The following is an 18,284-nucleotide window of genomic DNA, read 5'->3' as shown; positions in this document are numbered from 1 at the left end:
GGCGGACGGGGCCGGTGCGGCCGGGGTCGGTGCCGGGCGAGCTCCGCGGCCCTCGTCCGAGTGGGCCTGAGAGCAGGCGGTCTGATGCGGGCGCCTTCGAGAGGCTTCGGGGCTTCGGGCCTTTGAGCCTAACGGTCTGCGGTGGGCGGGTGTCAGGCGGTCGGGAGGGCATCGGGCCCGGGGGCTTGTGGAGCCAGTGCGGCTTCCGGTTCGGGCTCGGGGGCCCGTGCGGGCTCGGGCTCGGCTGCCTGGGGGGCGGGTCCGGAGCGCCGTGCGGTCGTGGCACAGGGCTGCGCCGGGCGGATCTGCAGCGCCTTCACACCGCTTTCCGTGGCAACGAGGAGGATGCCGTCGGGGGAGAGGTCGGTTCCCGTGAAGGGCGTGGCGGAGATCAAGGCCGTGACGATCTTCTCGTCGCCCTTCTGCTCGCCGCGACGCCAGACGCGTACATAGTCGGCGCCGCGGCTGAACCCGAGCGGCCCCGTGGCGCGCTCGTCATCCGAGAAGCGCACTATCTGGGTCGGGTCGGCATCGATGACGGAGCCCGTGGCGAGGTCCTGCACCAGCACGGCGGGGGCCTTGGGGTCGTCGGCCTTCAACGGGCTGGAACCCGGGGTGCCTCGAGGCACCGCGCTTACGGCGACGGCGAGCGGGGCCGACTCCGGAGGCCCCTGCTTCGCAGGAGCCTCCGCGGCGCTGTCCGACGCGGCCGCGGAGGGGGGCAGTTTGCCGACGGTCACGGCGTCGACCCCGGCGACCGGTACGCTCCACAGGGTGTGCCAGGGAAGCTCGGGTACCGTGCGGCGCAACACCGCCGCGTACTCCGGCAGTCCGTCTTCGACGAATGCGGTCTCCAGGAGCGCCGCTCGAAGGGTGGCGGGTGCCTGGGTGCGGGTGAGCAGCGGGGCCGTACGCAGATAGGTGCGCGCCGGTGCGCCCAACTGCTCCGGCGGTACGGCCTCCACCGCGGCGCGCAACCGCACCGGCTCGGCGTGGGCGAACAGGCCGGGGTCGGTGAGGAGCCGGGGGAGCAAACCGGCCCCCAGGGTGTGTCCCGCGATGTGATCGCGAACGTACGCTCCTGCCTTCGCCCAGTCCTGATGGGGTACGGCCTCCAGCAACTCCATGGCGATACGCGCCTGAGCGCCCGGAACATCCGGAATGCCTGCCCGAACGGCCTCGCCGATGCCCGGGTGCTGCAATCCCAGGAGCGTCCGCCCGTCCTCGGGGATGCCTTCGCCGGCCCTCTCGACGGGGCGGATGAAGGGGGCGACGAGCAGCATGCCCCGCGCCATGTCCTCGCTCATGTCCCGCTCGGCGACGGCGGAGGCGAGCGGGGTCAGCAGATGCACGGGCAGGCCGTCGCCCTCGGCAAGGGCAAGGGGCGCGAGGATCTGCCGCAGGGCGCGGGGATGGGTGTCAAGTCGCTGGGCGTGCAGATCGAGCACTTCGCCGACGCTGCCGGGCAGTTGGCTCGCATCCTCCGGGTCGAACCCCTCCGGGTGCATCAGGATCGACTGCACTGCGAGATGCACGGTCAGACGGCTGCCCGCGCCGTCTCCCGCGTGCCGGGCGATCACCTCGGCGAGCGCGCGTCGAGCGTCAGGGTCGGTCGTGAAGGGCAGTTCCGGGGCGCCGAATTGCGGATTGAGCAGCGCCTCTGCCTGCCGCACAAGCCCTTCCGGGTCGGCCCACTCGGGTGCGTCGAGGTCGATGATCTGGGCCACGCCGGGCGGCAGGCCCTCGGCGAGCTCGACGGCGAACTCCCGGGGCACGTCGGCGAGAAGGCGTATGGACTCGACGGCGGCGAGGGGTTTCAGCACGTCCCGCACCACATGCGCGGGCTCACCCGTCCCCCGCACCGGGCCGGCCCGATCCACATCCGGCACCACGATCGTCACCGGCCGCCCGGACAACGGGAGTTGACCGAGTTCGGGGAAGATGTCGGCGGTGCGGGTCGCGGACAACCCGTAGTGATCGGCGAGCAGCCACAGGGTCTGCGCTGCCGTCAGCCCGGCGACGCTCGGCACCGCGGGTGCGGGCAAGTCCGGAGGAACGGTCGCCGGATCGAGCGCAGCCAGCTCGATCCCCTTGCGATGCTCCGGGTCGCAGAGCATCAGGAACCCCGTGAGCAGCCGCGAACACCCGGTGCCAGGGCTTCCGGTCAGGATGACGACCCGAGGCGCGCCCGGCCGCTCCATCCGCCACGCGGTGAGCGCGCGCAGCGCGGCATTGCGCCCCCCGATGTAGGGGTGGGGCTGATGGGCCTTGGCCCGTTCTGGGGCCTGGGTCGGGCTGGTCATTGTCTCCCCCGTTGTTCTGTCCGTCCGCCACCGTCAAGTCGTGTTGGCCGTACGCCGTTCATCCTAGGGGCGTGACACGGGGCGAATCGCACCCCGACCGCCGCTTGTTACCCACGTGTGGCGCGGCGCCGGCGACACGGCTCGGTGATCGATTCCGGCGGGGCGAACTCGTACACCGAAGTGGCGCCAACGTGCCATTCGCCAGGCGTGGTTGGAATGTGCGCGGACGACCTCACGGGGTGCCTGCGATCACCCCTGCGGCACACCACCACCCCATTGAGTCAAACTCCTCTCAGCTGGAGGACCGAATAGGCAGCCACCCCGGCAAGGCACGACATGACGACGCGCACCGGCCCCGCGCTCAGTTCTGGTGACGCAACATGACCCGCACCCCCAGGATTCGTCCCGCACCGGCTGTCGTGTCCCTCGCGTCCCCGCCGGGGGCTCTGCCCCATACGGCTCGGGCCGTTCTTCACCGGGTCTTGTTCCGGTCGAACCAGATCGTGGCGAATGTCGGCGCGATTCCTGCCCAGAGCAGCGCCTGCGGCAACGTCCGCTCTTCCCACGGGACTTGGGTGATCAGCAGGGCGCACAGCATGGCCCAGGCGGCCTGGGTCACCACGATGCGGGCCCACCGGCGGCGGCGTATCAGTGACTGCACGTTGAGCCGGACGCCGGCGCGCCGCCGCCGGAAGCGCAGGAGGGCGCCGACGAGCCAGATGGCGGTCATCGGCACGAGGTCCCACAGGCGCTGGCCGAGTGGCAGCGGCAACTCCCGCTGCACCTCGCCCTCGACGGCGAACAGGTCCATCCCCGCCCCGGAGAGGCAGACGCAGAGCAGAGCAAGCCACCGCACGCCGCGCAGCATGCGGTACGTGGCCTGGTCGAGACCGCGCTGCAGCTCGGTGGAGTCCGGTGCGGAGGCCAGCCCGGTGGCGTAGAGGTCGGCGGCGCGGGGGGCCTTGACGCCCGGGGCCTCGGCGGCCCTGCGGGTCTGCGCGGCCAGGGCTTCGGTGTGGGTGGGGTCGAGTCGGAGGATGGCGCGTTCGAGCTGGTCGGCGCGGGCGATGTCGCCCGAGAAGGTGGCGATCTGGTGGGCGATTTCGTGGGCGTAAACCTCTTCGGGGCCCAGCCGCAGCGCCTCCGAGGCCAGGTCGGCCGCCTCGCGGTAGACAAGGTCGACCTCGTGGGGCTCGGGCTTCCTGGAGCCGTTCGCCTGGAAGTAACGGACCATCGACATGCGGCACACGGCGTCGGCGAGCATCGTGTAGCCGTACCAGTGCTGCGGGTCGGCTCGCACCGCTTCGCGCAGCACGGGCTCGGCCGCGCGCCATGAGCTGTTGGGCCCGCTGGTCAGTGCCTTGGCGCGCAGGATGAGTACGTAGAAGTCCTCGGGGGCGATTTTGAGGGCCTCGTCGGCCGCCTCCAGGGCTTGTTCCGGCTGCTGCATTTTCAGGTGGCAGTAGCCGAGCTCGATCCAGGCGCGTGTGTCGCCGGGGTCTTCGACGAGGTGCTGCGACAACAAGGCACGGGCCTGGTCGTAGCGTTTGAAATCGACGAGAGCCAGGGCCTGTTCGACAGCTGGGTGCAGTGTGGTCACAGTTTCCGCTTCTTCTTCAGATAGGCCACCAGGTCGTCGTACATCCCGCCGTCATTCGCGTACATCGCCACGTTGCGGGCAGACGCGAACCACGGCTCCGTCGAGGGCGCGATCTGTCCCGCCGCGGCCAGCAGGTCCTTCATCCCGATCAGGCGTACGGTCCCGGTACGGGCCGAGTCCAGCAGCGCGTGCTCGGCCGCGGCCTCGCACACATGGGCCAGATCGGCGCCGGACAGGCCGTCGGTGGCCTTGACGAGCTTGCCGAGGTCGACGTTCTCGATGGGCCGCTCACGCAGGTGATAGCGGAGGATCGCCTCCCGGGCCGGCCCGTCGGGCGGCAGCACCAGCAAGGTCCGGTCCAGCCGGCCGGGACGGCGCAGAGCGATGTCCACGTCCCAGGGCACGTTGGTGGCGGCCAATACGAACACGCCCTCGTTCGCCGCCGCTTCGACTCCGTCCAGCTCGGTCAGCAATTGGTTGACCGTGTTGCGCATACCGCTGCTCTGGGTGCGGCTGCGCTTCCCACCGAGCGCATCCAATTCGTCCAGGAAGACCACGCACGGGGCCTGCCGACGGGCGGTCTGAAAGAGCTCGTGCATGTTGCGCTCGGAGTTGCCGATCCACATGTCGAGCACATCGTTGACCGACACGGACAGGAAGTTCGCCCCGAGCTCACCGGCGACGGCCCGCGCGATGAAGGTCTTACCGCAGCCGGGCGGCCCGTACAGCAGCAGCCCCCCTCGCAGACTCTTGCCGTAGAGACGGCGCAGCTCCGGATTGCGCAACGGCGCCAGAAAGGCAGCCTCCAGCCGCTCCTTGACCTCCTGCATGCCGCCCACGTCAGCGAGGCGGACGGACCCCGGGCGTTCCACGTCCCAGGCAGCGGCGTCTCCGGGGTCGCCGCCGCCGTCGACGGCGAGCGGTGCCTCAACGAACCGGGGCGGCACGGCATCACCGACCTGATCCTGGGCCGCCTTCCAGTCGAAGCCCGGGCTCGAAGCGGGGGCGGGAGGCGGCCCGAGCACCGAGTCCTGCGGCGGCACGGTGGCGGGGGCGGGAGGCTGGGCGGGCACCGGAGCTTGTGGCGGCGGGGGAAGCGCGGCTTCGCCGGGGGTGCTTGCCGGAGTATGTGCCAGGGCCCGGACCATCAACTCGCGTGCCTGGACGTCGCCGGGCGCGTGCTGCAACGCCGCAGCAACCTCCCCCACCGCGGCGTCACCATGCCCCGAGCCCAGCAGCAACTCGGCGAGGTGCAACCGTAGGGGTACGTCATCGGGCGACGCCGCAACAGCGGTGCGCATGCTCTTGATCAGGGGGGATTCCGCCGACATGGCCCACACTTTACGGAGCCGACGCGAGTGACTTGCGGGCGCCCGTGATGTGCTCTGCGCACAACTTGCTGTGTGAGGACGTCGCATGGCCCACTCACGGCGCGGACCTGGGGAAGAACGAGACTCATATCCCCGACAGCACCCATATGTACCGCCTGGGGCTCGGAGACGGCGGCCTGGCCTCGCGGGCGCCGGCCGCGTGCTGATGGGCCCGGCACGACATCGAGTCCACACCGACCATGCTTCAGTCGATCCGTCCCGCTTCGGGCGCGGTCGGCGGTCACGGTCCGGCGGCTCTTCCTGACCCGGGTGTCAGGATCTTGTCAGAGAGTCGGTAGCTTGGCCCGGTGAGTGAGAAGACCCTGCAACACCGGGTCGACGGCCCGGACGACGCCCCCGTACTCGTACTGGGCGCCGCTCTGGGTACCACCTGGCATAGGTCGTAGCGACCGTCCAGGAGCATCCGGCAGACTCCAGGGCAGGCTCATATCGCCAGGTCAGAGCCTCGTGTCGGGGGAGTCCGCCCAGTCGGTGAAAGCTGTGTGAGAGCGAGTGCCACGACGAGGCTCTGCCGGAGGCGGGCAGATTCCAGGGGGCGTTGCCACACATGGTTCCGTTGCTCTCGTTCGAGCCGCGCTGCCAGGGGCTGGCACTCAGAACCGTGCAAATGCTGCCTGACCTCGGTTCCCTTGGGTGTGTCGGCCCTGGCGAGCACCCTTTCCTCAGTAATGAGACGGGCTGCTGACTGGTCTGAACTGCTCACCCGTCAGGCACCGTTGAAGGACGACCGGGCGCTGTCGAGGGTGGCCTCCATACGGGCTACCTGGCCCCGAGTGAACATGAACATGGACTTGTCGTCCGTGTAGTCCATGTAGTTGACGAACATGTCGCCGTCCGGCCCATTGCTGCATGACAGCCGAGGGAAGTTCGGGGCTCGGAAGTTGGGACCGCCGGAGTTCGGGGTGTCCATGACGAGGTCGCTGCCGTTGCAGCCGTTGTCGTCGTCGCCCCAGATGTGCAGCAGGTTGAGCCAGTGGCCCACCTCGTGGGTAGTCGTGCGCCCACCGTTGAAGGGAGCGGAGGCGGTGCCGGTCGTACCGAAGAACTGGTGGCCGATGACCACCCCGTCCGTCTCCGCGGGACCACCCGGGAACTGGGCATAGCCGAGTATCTCGTTGGGGTCGTTGGGGTCGAAGATGCGCGGACATACCCAGAGGTTGAGGTAGCGGTCGTCAGGCCATGCGTCGTGGCCGCCGCTCGACGAGTGTTTGACGGCGTTGGTCCGTATGTTGAATTTCGTGGCCTGCGTCTGTGTGCGGGTGATGCCGTCAGTGGGCTGTCCTTGCGGATCGTGCGTGGCGAGGTGGAACTCGATGCGGCTGTCGGCCACGAGCGGTTTCCAGACCTCCGGAACCTTGTCGATGTCCGGATTGAGAGCCCGGAAGTCCTGGTTCAGCACGTCGATCTGGCTGGTGACCTGGTCCTCGCCGATGTTCTGTGCGGCGGTGTGGAACACCACGTGCACCACGACCGGGATGCGGGTCAAGCCGACACGTTCCGTTGCCTCGGTGCCGGTCTCGTAGGCGAAGGCTTGGTTCTCGATCTGGACCCGGTTCGCGGCGTATGCCGGGTCCTCGGCCATCAGTAGATGGTGCACCGGCATCGTGCCGCAGCCTCGGCGGGCAGGAGTGGTGGCTGCATCATTCTCGGACATATCACACCTCCAGGTGCGCGCGGGCGAGGGCGGTGAGGACGCTGCGGGTCTTGGACGTCTGAGGCGAGGGAGGCTGGAGGCCCAGGTCGAGGAGGGTCCGTTCCAGCAGGTCCTGTGCGCTGGAGGCTTCCGCGGGATGCGCCCGGAGCGACAGCTCCAAGAGACGCAGGTCAGGGCCGACGCTCCAGAATTCCGCGGTGAGCGGGTGGATCAGGTCGCGACGGGAGGGCTTCCACTTGATGGCCTGGACCGGGCCAAGTGGCACGAGGTCATCCAGGTCGTCGTCGGTGATCTCGACGCTCGCCAGCAGCTCTTGTTGGTCCCGGGTCAGCCGGGGCCGACGCGAGTCCCTGTCCCCGTCCCCGTCTTCGGTGGTGGGCCGGTCGAAGTCGTCTTCCACCTTCAGCGAGGCTGCCCAGGCGCGGTTGCGGCCGGTCCAGTCCTCCTCGATCTTGAACTCCCAGTCCTTCCCGTCACGACTTGCCTGCCAGTCGGCAGGCAGTGCGTCCAGGACGCACGGCCGTAGTTTCACGGTCAGGTCGTCCGCATCGCCCTTCGCGGCCTTCCGTAGCCGGATGACAACTCCCGCCTCCGACAGGGGAAGACGGATGTCGTTGCCGCCCGTCCACGGTTTGTCCCAGAAGTAAATCGTGAGGCTCTTGCCGTCGTCGGCTTCCAGCCCGAGCGTCCGGCACGCGGAATCGGCCGCCTCGCCAAACATGCTGATCTTGACTTCGACATCGGCGTTCTTCAGCGCATCCGCCATATTCCCTTTATCGCATGGGGGTACCCGGCGCGCATCCTTACTCCGTTCGCGAAAGGGCACGCGCGCCGAACCTCACGGCTTCTGTGGCGCACACGAAGGTCAGTCGTTCCCTGGGACCGGAACCTCTCAGGGGCCACCGGCCCGTACCTGTTCCTGACGCAAAAAGCTACGGGGGGACCCATCCATGTTTTCGTCACTCTTCCCCAAGCTCTCGACTTCGCTCGAGCAGGGGAGACCCCACCCCCTCCGCGTCGACTCCCTCCTCCGCCTTGCGATCGCGCTCGGCATCCGGTGGCCTTCCGGACTCGCTACGAGAAACGCGCCGACCTTGCATCACGGTCTGCTCGAACTCGCCTGCAGTGTCCTCTGCTTGAGGAGACTCCGCACGGCGTCGACTGCACCAATGACATCTGGCAGGCACTCGCGACGGTGTCCGCCGCCCCAACCGGGGCGTACTGGTAGAACCTGGCCGTGCGTGTGCAGGTCGACGAGATCGAGAGCGGCGGGCACGACGAGGGCGGCGGCGCCCGGCAGGGCGGACGGCTATCACACCCCGTCGTCGTCCTCATCGATGACGTATGCGGGGTCGAGGACGTCGACCGGAGTTGCTTCATACGACGTCGGCAATGTGTTGGACCTGTCGTCATGTCAGTTCGCCGGCCGACGGGCGGGGCGACATGGCGACGGTCGTGTACTGGACCGCATGTACCCGGGTTCCGCATGTACCCGGCTTCCACGGCTGCCTTGATCGACGAGCGGCATTTGTCCGAGTGGCGGTCACTCGCTACGCATAACCAAGGCATGTGTTATGAAACACCTGATATTGCATGGCTTGGGGGCGAAGTGGTGGCTTCATTCGAAGGTTGTCTTGTCGGGCGTGCGGCTGAGTTGGCGGAGCTGTCCAGGCTGGTGGAGTCCACGCTCGCGGGCGAGGGGCAGGCCGCGTTCGTCGTGGGTGAGGCCGGTCTCGGGAAGACCGCGGTGCTGGAGCAGGCTGCGGCGGCCGCAGAGCGCAGGAGCCTGCGGGTGCTGCGGGGGAGTGCCCAGGAGCGGGAGCAGGCATGTCCGTTCGCCTTCATTTCCAGCTGCTTGCGGCTGGAGGAATCTCCTTCGGATGCCCGGCGGGCCCGGGTCGCCGAGGTGCTGCGTGGCGATGCCCGTTACGGTCTGCCGGGTGCCAAGGGTGAGACGGCCGGGGCGTACGCCGCGACGATCGAGGCGATGATCGGGCTGGTCGAGGACTTGTGCGCACAGGGGCCGCTGGCGCTGTTCCTCGACGACCTCCAGTGGGCGGACTCGGCAAGCGTGGCTGTGCTGCACAAACTGGTGTGTTCGGTGCATCAGTTGCCGCTTCTGGTGGTGGGTGCTCACCGGCCCGTGTCCGGAGTCGGGGAAGTCGACCAGCTGTCACGGAGCCCGATCGCCGGAAACCGCATCCTGCTGGAGCTGGCTCCCCTCGATACGAAGGCCGTGGTGGCTCTGCTGGCGGACCTGTGCGGCCGGCCGGCCGGTCCGCGACTGCGCCGCATGGCCGAGGGAGCCGCCGGCAACCCGTTGTACCTCACCGAGTTGATCGCCGCGCTGAGACGCGAGCACGCCATCGAGACCGGTGAGGCCACGGCGGACATCGCCGCCGGCTGTTCGCTGCCGTCGCTGACCGCGCTGGTGACGCACCGGCTTCGCTACCTGCGTGATGACGTGCTGCAGATGCTGCGCGTCGCCTCCGTACTGGGCGCCGGCTGCACCACCGCCGAACTCGCAGCGGTGGTGGACCTTCCCCTACGCGACCTGCTGGCCGTCATGGCGGAGGCCGAGGCATCCGGGGTGCTGAGGGACACCGGCCAACGCCTGCGCTTCCGGCACGAGCTCATCCGGCACGCCTTGTACGACGCCGTGCCGGGGTCGGTCCGGGCCATGCTGCACATGAGAGCAGCGCAGTGTCTGGCCGAGGCCGGGGCAGCTCCCGAACGCGTTGCCGAGCACCTCCTCAACGGGCTGCCGAGCCCGGACTTCCTGATCACGTGGCTGGAAGGATCCGCGGCACGGCTCACCACGCGGGCACCCGCCATGGCGCTGCGGCTGCTCACCACGGCGCTGGAACTCGGCGACCCCATGGATGCCGGGTACGCCAACCTCCGTCTGCACCACGCCCTTGCGCAGCTTTCCTGCGGTCTCCTCGCCGAGGCGGAGGAAAGTGCCCGCTGCGCCCTGGCCAAGGCGCCTGACCCAGGGTGGGAAAGTCTGATGCGCTGGATCGTCATCCAGGCCGCGTTCGCCCGTGGCCGGCCCGACCTGGCACTGGCGGAGGCGCGGGCCGGATGCCGGAGCCCGGACGTACCGGCGATCGAGGCGGTCCGGCTCCAGGCGTTCGGCGCGGTATGTCTTTTCGCGCTGGGCGACCTCACCGAAGCCGGCGCGGTCGCCTCTCGTGCCCGGCGGGCCGCCGACAAGGCCGGCGACAGTCACGCCCTGGCCGGCGCCCTGCACGTACTGGCAGCCAAACGATTCCTCGAAACGCCGGACGCCGAAGCGGTGGAACTCGCACGGCAGGCGTCCCGCCTCACGCCGGACACGATGCACCCGGCGCAGTGGATGGGGCTGCAACTCGCCCTGGTGAACTACTACGTCGATCTCGATCTCGGGCACGACGCCCAGCGGACCCTCGCCGCCATTCGCATCCCGGCGGAGCACACCGGAGGGATGTTTCTGCCCTGGTACCACCTGTCCTGCGCGCTCCTCGCGTTTCACACGGGGCGCTGGGACGATGCGCTGGCGGAGATCGCATCAGGTCTCGACTGCGGTGGCCAGGACGCGCTGAGCCGGGCGCTGCGGGCGCTGGCGGCGTTGATCGCCGTGCACAGAGGCAGTCGTCCCCTCGCCGAAGCGCATCTGACCGCTCTGCTGTCCGAGGACGACAACTCGACGGTCGCTGCCTTCTACGAGTATCTGCCGTTGTGCGCCGGCGTCCTTCTGGACGAAGCGCAGGGCGACGCCCAGCGCGCCTACTCGCGACTTGTCGAGGCGTTCGACAGCGGCGTCGGCCATCTGCCGGGCCAGCTGATCCTCAGCTTTCTGACACCTGATCTGGTCCGCCTCGCGCTGGCCCAGGGGGACCATACGAACGCACAGCGATACGCCGCCGCCGCGCAACGGCGCGCCGACCACAGCGGCGGCCTCTACCACCTCGGTGACGCCTACCGCTGTCAAGGTCTGCTGAGCGGGGACCCGGATCTGCTCATGGAGGCGGTCCGCTGCTACCGCAACGCTCCGCGGCCACTCAATGAGGCACACGCACTTACCGATGCGGCGGAACTGCTGGCCCGTGGAGGGCGGCTGGACGACGCCCGCGTCCTGCTCGATCAGGCGCTGGACACGTTCGCGCAGATGGGCGCGGTCTGGGACGTGGCCCAGGCGACGTCCCGGCTGCGTGCGGTCGCCGTTCGCCGGGGCTCACACAGGACCCGAACCGGATGTCGCGACGGCTGGGAAGCACTCACCCATACCGAACGCCTGGTTGCGGCGCATGTGGCCGAAGGGTGTTCCAATCCCGAGATCGCGGCTCGGCTGTCCATCGCCCGAAGCACCGTCAGCACCCATGTGTCCAGCATCCTCAGAAAGCTGGCGATGACCTCACGGGTCGAAATCGCCGCGGAGGTGACCCGTCGGCAGAAGTCCGGGCGGTCACCTTCGCAGGACTGACCCCTCGGCGCTCGACGGACCGTTCCCCGGCTCCGTTCGCGGAGGCCGGGGAACGGTCCGACGGCGTGCCGTCAGATCACAGGGCGGAGTGCACTCGGATCACGAGGGGAGTGCCTGCACCGGTCACCGGTTGTTGACGCACTCCTGAGCGGGGCTGTCGCTCGTGCACAGCACCAGGTTGCTGCTGAGGCTGTCGGTGCCGTCCTTGGCGGGGACCGTGGCGGTGCCGTCGCCGGACCAGGTGTCACCGAGATCATTGGTGAACGTCCACTTACCCGTCACTGTCTTCATCAGCTGGCCTCGCATCGCCCAGCTGTAGTTGCCCGGCTTCACAGATATCTTGTTCGCGTCGCTCACGGCGTCGGTCTGGGTCCAGGAGTGCTCGTAGCGTGCGGAGAGCGCGGTACTGACCTTGGCCGTGACGATTTCGACGTTGACCCCGACCTCGCTGGTGACGGTGAGGGAGGTGCCCACCGTATTGGTCTGGGACGTGGTCTGCGTCCAGGTGATGGTCCGGTCCCCGGGGTCGGTGCTGTTGTTCCACACGTTGGAGCTGACCCGCTTCAGGTTCCCCACGGAAGCCACGCTGTCGCCGGTGACCTCGTAATCGCACGACTTGACGGCGCCGACGCTGTTGCTGCACTGCTTCAGGGCGTACGCGGTGGCCAGGTCCGAGAGGGTGGGGCCGGTGTAATCCGGGCTGGGCGTCGGGCCGATGATCCATTCCTGATTGCTGTCACCGTTGCAGCCGTGGATACCCACGGTGGTGCCGTTGTTGCTGCTTCCCCCGAACACATCCATGCACTGATCGGTGTTGACGTTCCGGATCAGGTAGTAGCCGTCACCACCGCCCGAGGGCTGCAGATACCAATTCTGCTTGGTGTTTTTCTGGTCGCAGTAGCGCGGCTCGACGAGGTGGCCGTTGTCGGTGTTGAAGTCGACGCACTTCTGCGTCTTGTCGTTGCGGATCAGGAAACTCCCGTCCCTGTTGGGAAGGATGCTCCAATTCGCTATCGGCGACTTGTTGATGACCATTTCGGTCCCGTAGTCCGGCGAGTCCTTCGCCAGGTCCAAGGACGGCGCAAGACCGTCGCCCTGGGGCAGGCGCGGCGACAGGGACAGGCCGGTCATGGCGGGGGTTTCCGCGTGAGCCGTTCCGGTCGTGAGTGGAGAGACTGACGTGGCGAGGGTGGCGAAGGCGACCGCGGCAAATGCGGCCATCGTCCGCCGCACTGACCCGTGGGGGGTCGGCTCGGTGATCATGGTTATTCGGTTCTCCTTGGGCAGTTCTTGCCTGTGAGGCGGGTTCGGTACCCGGCCCTCTTGCCGTGGCAACGCCGCCCGGACAGGGGAGGAAGCGCCCCATCCCTGGCTGTGGCCCCTGCTGCGGCGGTGTCAAAGTACGGGGCCCGGCGCGGTGTTACATCCGTCAACTGACGGAGGGCTTGCGTAAGAGGGAGGGAGGCGTCGCCCACGGGTTTCCTGCGTTCCGCAGGAGGCTGGGGTTACCTTCGGGCTGCGGTGTCGGAGGGGAGTTCGGCGAAGCGGTCGCGATACGCGCTCGCGAAGCGGCCAAGGGGAGACGCCCCACCGGTAGGTGATCGTGCCGACGGGGTCGGCGGAGGCGAGGATGTCCGCACGGATCCGGTCGAGCCGCAGATTGCGGACGTAGGCACAAGGGCGGTGAAGAGGCGGTGCTGCAGGCCACCCGCATTACCCTGTGTCTGCTGGCCCAGCGAATCGAGCAGCTTACCGAGCAGATCCATGGCCTGGAACGCCGCCTGGCCCTGCTCGCGGAACTCAAGGCGTGAGTGAGCTGGCCGTGCCCACCCCGCAACGCCGCTTCTCCGGCCCAGAAGACCCCGGCCCCGATCACGAGCAAGGCACCGCATCCGCACCAGCGCATCACGGTGAGCTACGACGAGGCGGGTCACGCGATCGTCCACGTAGTCTCCACAGAGAGGCTCTGACCTGCGCAAACCTCGCTTCGATTGTGGTCGGCGGCCATGCTCCGGCGGCTCTTCCTGACCCGGGTGTCAGGATCTTGTCAGAGAGTCGGTAGCTTGGCCCGGTGAGTGAGAAGACCCTGCAACACCGGATCGACGGCCCCGACGACGCCCCCGTACTCGTACTGGGCGCCGCTCTGGGTACCACATGGCATATGTCGTAGGAACCTTCCGAGCGCGTCCAGCGAGTCCAGGGCGGGGTGCGTAAGTCCAGCTCGGAGCCTTGTGATGCGGAGGCGTCTATGGGGTCTGCGCGAATCGTGTGAGATCTGGTGACACGACGAAGCCCCCTCCGAATTCGCCTTCCTCCGGCGGGGTTTCTTGCATCGGTGGTCATGACGGCCTGCGGTGGGTGTCTTGGGCTCCGCTTTCAGTCCCTTGATAGTCCCAGCGGCAGGTCTTCGCTTCATCTCCTTCGCGAAACAGGCCGCTGCCCGGCGCAGGATCTCGCGCGCGAGCGACCACTCCTTCTCGGCTGTGAGCAGCTGGGTGTTCTCGGTCCGCAGCCGGGCCAGCTCCGCCCCGGTGTCCTGCGGCCCGGGCCTCGCGGGGCGGCCCTGCCTCTTCGGCTTCCATTGGTACCGGGTTACGGGCAGTGCGGCCTGGTGTTTGGATGCTCGGCGTGACACTTCTGTGGATCTCGATGATCGCCGTGAGCGGGCGCTGTTGGACCAACTTGAGTGGTACTGCACGGCGTGCCGCGGTGACCGTCCCGGCCGGGGGACTTGGCAGTCGACGCATCCATGCGGTTGGGTGCATGCCAAATGATCTGTTGGGCAGAGGGGTTGACGGTGTTCAGGGTGGCACGGGGGATTGTGGTCGGGGCTGCGATGGTAGCGGCGCTCACGGCGTGCGGAGGTGCCGACGGCGGGAGCCCGGAGGCCACCGATGGCGGCGACGGCGCGGGTGCTGTTACCGGTGGTGGCGGGCAGCCGGAGGTGCCGGTCGTGCTGACCGAGGACCAGGTTCGCAGGGCCCTGGTGGACACGGGCAGTGCCCCTCAGGACTGGGAGGGATTCGGCGTCAGCATCCCTGAACATACCGAGTCCGTGAAGACCTGCCAGGACGACACGGGGACGAAGTGCGGCGGCTTCACAGCCCTCGGCACGTCGCACATCGATCAGGCAGCGGGCGAGGGCCAGGTTATCTTCACCATCTACGCCTTCCGCACCCCGGACGATGCGAAGTTCGCGATGAAGAGCCTGGCGGCCAAGGAGCGCCGTAAATCCGGCGCCGGGGCGAAGCCGCTGAAGGTCTCGGCGGGCGCGGATGAGACCGATGCCTTCACCGGACGGAACACCGAGATCTTTATGCGCCTCGGAGGAACCCTGATCCGTGTGGCGAGCGAGGGCCTTCGGGAAGGCCAGCCCTACGCCGATTTCGCCAGGCTTCAAATCGATCGGATCAAGCAGACGGCCGAGGGCAAGAACCCCGACCTCTGAGTCCGGCACGGCACCGGCGGCGAAAGTCGGCGTCTACCCTCCAGGCGCCCTGTACTTCGCCCAGCGCGTGCTTTCAGAGCACATTAACGCACCCCCGACTTCGACGGGGGTGCGTTGGGGGGCACCGTGCTGTCCGGCCTGTGCCACGGGAGTGGCCACGGTCCGGCCGGTAACGGTCATCCACGTCGTACCAGAGCGCCACGGAGAGCCGTCGGCATCGGCCATGGCACCGGACCGGCCGTGGCCGATGCGGCAGGCGCTTCGGCCACGGCCACGGTGCCGAGAGCGCATCCGTACGGGGTCGGCCGGACCGAGGCGCTGGTGGATACAGCGGACGCCGTTCACACGGCCTGCTTCGGCCGTACCGATCGGCTGTGGAAGCGGACTTACGGCTTGGTGCGCGATGGAGATTCGGGCGTGGGGCCTGGTGGTTCGGCTGGTGGGTGATCAGCCGGCAGTCTGCCGGGCGAGCACGATCTCTGTACTCGCCCGTCGGACTGTGGCCCGACGGGCGGCGCGGTCGGAGACCAAGCCGGCGACGGTTTGGTGGGTCTCGGCATAGTGCTCGCGTCGGCCGATGTACCGCTGGAGCGGTCGCCACTGCTTGTGCTCGGCGTTCGCGTGCTCCACGCAGATCCGCCGCGAGGATTGTCGCCGTCGAGCCTCGCGCCATGCGAGTTTCTTGCCTTCGGGAACGTCCTCCATAGGCTTGCGTGGCGGCGCGCTGACCTGATGGGGGAACTCGTTGGCGAGACCTCGGTAGCCCTCGTCGACCTCGACTGTGACGTCCGGATGGAGGCGGAGGTGTTCGGCGATGCCGTCGGTGCGCAGGGCGGTCTGGTCGTGCATCCGGCCGGGACGGTCGGCACCTGACCACAGGGTCCGGCCCTGGCCGTCGCTGATCGTGTTCGTCTTGACCGTGTTTTGTCTGCGCTTGCCGGACACGAAGACCCGGCGCCCGGGTCGGTGCGCGGCTGGTCGTCGGACCTGAACCTCGGTCCCGTCGATCCGCAGCCGGACGCCCTCCGCGGCGGCGTAGCCGAACACGTCCGCCAACGTCCGAAGCCGCACCCCAGGCCGATCGGGGACGGCGAAGCCGCGGGTGGCCAGCAACGGCCTGATCTCGTGCACCGCACGGGTGACGGTGGTCCGGTCCACTCCATAAAGCTCGGCGAGGGCCACGTGCGGGAGCTGAAAGCGCAGAACGACCAACGTGACCAGCACACGGTCGGTGAACACCAGCCGGTGCTGCGGACCGGCACCGAGTGCCCGCCGCCGTTGCCCACCACGCCGGTCGTGCCGCGCGGAGTCGCAGCGAACTCCTCGACCAAACCGACGAGATGGGCGCGGGACAGGCCGCAGCAGGCAGGATGGGACAAGGCCGCACGGGCCCAGGCGGATGTCACAATCCGCTCAACCCGCGCGGCCGTTGTCACGTCACAGCTGACAGCGCCTCTGGTAGCGGACTCGCTACTCGCCAGGCCCACCGATCAATGCGGTCGCGATACGCCGGAAGCCGAGTCGGGCATAGAGCCGGGCGACGTCCTCGTCGCCTGCAGACAAGAAGACGGTTTCCACGCCTCGTGATCGCGCGTCGGCCACAAGCGACGCAGTGACCGCGAGCCCAAGGCCACGACGGCGAGCGGTGGGCAGCGTCCCGACACCGACGATCTCACTGATCGCCCCGACTGGCTGATGCTGGCCCGCGCACAGCGCCGTCCCGTCCTCCACCGCTGCGGCAACCACAGTCAGACCTGCCCGGATGCGTGCAACCACGCGATCCACCGACCCGTCGCCGGATCGGTCCCGCACCGTTTCTGCCAATTCCGCCGCGCCCGCCGAGCCGATACGGGTTCCGGGCTCCGCGAAGGCGAGATGCGGCACAGCCAGCGCGCTTGGCAACGCCGGATTGTCCGGGCCCAAGGTCCTCACCGACAGGTCCTCGGACATCTCGTCCACAGCGGGCGCCGACGAGCCCGGGGCGAGCACCATCAAGGGGTGCTCGTGAACCACGAGCCCTGACTCCTCGACCGCGGCACGCAGCGCAGGCGTGGTCTCGGCTACCCACTCGAAACTCTCCGGGATTTCGAGCTCACGCTGCCGGACACGCACTCGGGCCACGTCGGCGACACTCACCGCACCCGACCATCCCCGAGCCGGACGTGCGTAGAACGGCCACCCTTGCCCTTCCTGGACGAACAAGGTCAGCGGCCCGAAATCTTCCACGCGAGCACCATGGCGCGGCACCGCGTCGTAGTACCGCTCAAGTTGGTCCAACAGCGCCCGCTCACGGCGATCATCGAGATCCACAGAAGTCACGCCGAGCATCCAAACACCAGGCCGCCAAGCGCTACCACCTCGTTTCTCAGATACGGCCAGTGTTATCGCGCACCAAGTCGTAAGCTTTACCCCTTGCCAAGACATCCGTATCGCCCTCGGCATGGGTACCGAAATACGGGGATTAGCGGGTCAGGATGCGGAGTGCTTCCTGGGAGGGCGATCCCTCCTCGGCCGTGTGGACGATCAGGGCGAGGTCGGGGTGGCCGGGCAGCCGGAGGGTCTCGTAGGTCAATTCGAGCTCGCCCACCAGGGGATGCCGGTACCGGTAACTACCGTGCTCCCGGGCCTTGATGTCGTGCTCCGCCCAGATCTGGCCGAACTCGGGGCTTACGGCCGACAGTTCCTCGATCAGGGCCTGGGCGGCAGGAGGGCCGGGCGGGCGCGCAATGTCCAGCCGGAGGAAGGCCACCACGTCGCGAGCCCGCGCCCACCAGTCGACATACAGGTCGCGCACGCCGTCGTCGAGGAAAACCAGCCTGGCCATGTTGCGCTCTGCGGTGGGAAGTTCGCCGAAGTCGGTGATGAGCGCAGCGGCCGGCCGGTTCCAGGCCCGCACGTCGGTCCTGTGGTCGACCACGTAGGCAGGGGCGTCGCTGATCGCGGAGAGCAGGCTGTGTATGCCCGGGCGCAGTGGCGGGCCGCCGGTGGGTTCCTCGGCGGCCGCCGGGGCGGGGCGCGCCAGCAGGTGCAGATGCTCCCGTTCGGCCGGGTTCAGGCGCAGGGCCTTGGCCACCGCGTCCAGGACCTCCCCCGAGAACCGCAGGCTTCGGCCCTGCTCCAGGCGTACGTAGTGGTCGACGCTGACCCCGGCCAGCTGCGCCAGCTCCTCGCGGCGCAACCCGGGGACCCGGCGCTGCCGTCCGTAGGAGGTCAGGCCGAACTCCTCGGGGCGAAGCCGGGCGCGGCGCGATCGGAGGAATCCACCCAGCTCGGCGCGTCGGTCGAAGATCATATGTTCCATTATTTTCTGGTTTTAGGTGTGCCTGGTCATGACGTGCCTAGGCAGCGCCGGGCACTGCCTGACCTCGCGTGGAACGCCGAGAGTTGAATCCGCCGGAACGGTTCCGGCATACCGATTCACGG

The 18,284-nt window shown here is 68.4% G+C and carries 10 protein-coding genes and 4 pseudogenes; 4 read left to right on the top strand and 10 right to left on the bottom strand.

What is annotated here, in order from left to right:
- Positions 1-152: 152 nt before the first annotated feature.
- The 4 genes and pseudogenes from TU31_RS26590 to TU31_RS38180 all read right to left on the bottom strand — a co-directional run.
- A complete protein-coding gene (locus tag TU31_RS26590) occupies positions 153-2,303 on the bottom strand; it encodes a serine/threonine-protein kinase (protein ID WP_063770832.1) in 2,151 nt (716 codons plus the stop codon).
- A gap of 472 nt (positions 2,304-2,775) precedes the next feature.
- Entirely contained in the window at positions 2,776-3,903 is a 1,128-nt protein-coding gene (locus TU31_RS26585) for a tetratricopeptide repeat protein (RefSeq protein ID WP_042159037.1), read from the bottom strand.
- A complete protein-coding gene (locus TU31_RS26580; protein WP_042159035.1) occupies positions 3,900-5,234 on the bottom strand; it encodes an ATP-binding protein in 1,335 nt (444 codons plus the stop codon). Before TU31_RS26580 ends, TU31_RS26585 begins: the two co-directional genes overlap by 4 nt.
- A 154-nt stretch (positions 5,235-5,388) precedes the next feature.
- Positions 5,389-5,496 (bottom strand): annotated as a pseudogene (locus TU31_RS38180) (IS5/IS1182 family transposase); the annotation flags it as partial.
- An 85-nt stretch (positions 5,497-5,581) separates the two neighbouring features.
- Between TU31_RS38180 and TU31_RS37310 the strand changes: the two are divergent.
- A pseudogene (locus TU31_RS37310) lies at positions 5,582-5,671 on the top strand (3-oxoadipate enol-lactone hydrolase); the annotation flags it as partial.
- Between the two features lie 329 nt (positions 5,672-6,000).
- On the opposite strand, the gene TU31_RS26575 reads toward TU31_RS37310, so the two are convergent.
- Together TU31_RS26575 and TU31_RS26570 are read right to left on the bottom strand one after the other, a co-directional pair.
- Complete coding sequence (locus TU31_RS26575; RefSeq protein WP_042159033.1) at positions 6,001-6,948, bottom strand: zinc metalloprotease; 948 nt, start codon at positions 6,946-6,948, stop codon at positions 6,001-6,003.
- A 1-nt stretch (position 6,949) separates the two neighbouring features.
- Positions 6,950-7,714 carry a hypothetical protein gene (locus tag TU31_RS26570; protein WP_042159031.1) on the bottom strand — a complete coding sequence of 255 codons (765 nt, stop codon included), beginning with the start codon at positions 7,712-7,714 and terminating at the stop codon, positions 6,950-6,952.
- A 645-nt stretch (positions 7,715-8,359) separates the two neighbouring features.
- Between TU31_RS26570 and TU31_RS26565 the strand changes: the two genes are divergently transcribed.
- Entirely contained in the window at positions 8,360-11,413 is a 3,054-nt protein-coding gene (locus TU31_RS26565; protein ID WP_078885990.1) for a LuxR family transcriptional regulator, read from the top strand.
- A gap of 123 nt (positions 11,414-11,536) precedes the next feature.
- On the opposite strand, the gene TU31_RS26560 is transcribed toward TU31_RS26565, so the two are convergent.
- Complete coding sequence (locus TU31_RS26560) at positions 11,537-12,544, bottom strand: RICIN domain-containing protein (protein WP_042159027.1); 1,008 nt, start codon at positions 12,542-12,544, stop codon at positions 11,537-11,539.
- Between the two features lie 940 nt (positions 12,545-13,484).
- On the opposite strand from TU31_RS26560, the pseudogene TU31_RS37305 reads away from it, so the two are divergent.
- A pseudogene (locus TU31_RS37305) lies at positions 13,485-13,577 on the top strand (3-oxoadipate enol-lactone hydrolase); the annotation flags it as partial.
- 789 nt (positions 13,578-14,366) lie between these two features.
- On the top strand, positions 14,367-14,861 hold the full coding sequence (locus tag TU31_RS26555) for a hypothetical protein (protein WP_158894721.1): 495 nt from the start codon (positions 14,367-14,369) through the stop codon (positions 14,859-14,861).
- Between the two features lie 447 nt (positions 14,862-15,308).
- Here the strand turns inward: TU31_RS26555 and TU31_RS26550 are convergent.
- From TU31_RS26550 to TU31_RS26540, 3 genes and pseudogenes are all read right to left on the bottom strand, one after another.
- Positions 15,309-16,267 (bottom strand): annotated as a pseudogene (locus TU31_RS26550) (transposase).
- Positions 16,268-16,331: 64 nt separating this feature from the next.
- Positions 16,332-17,189: a GNAT family N-acetyltransferase gene (locus TU31_RS26545; protein ID WP_042159021.1), complete on the bottom strand. Its 858-nt coding sequence runs from the start codon at positions 17,187-17,189 to the stop codon at positions 16,332-16,334.
- Positions 17,190-17,322: 133 nt separating this feature from the next.
- Positions 17,323-18,153 (bottom strand): helix-turn-helix transcriptional regulator, encoded by an 831-nt coding sequence (locus TU31_RS26540; protein ID WP_042159020.1) that lies wholly within the window; start codon positions 18,151-18,153, stop codon positions 17,323-17,325.
- Positions 18,154-18,284: the final 131 nt, after the last annotated feature.

This window comes from Streptomyces lydicamycinicus, from assembly GCF_000829715.2.
GTDB lineage: Bacteria > Actinomycetota > Actinomycetes > Streptomycetales > Streptomycetaceae > Streptomyces > Streptomyces lydicamycinicus.
Note: the sequence above shows the minus strand (reverse complement) of the source record. Positions and strands in the feature narration are given on the sequence as shown.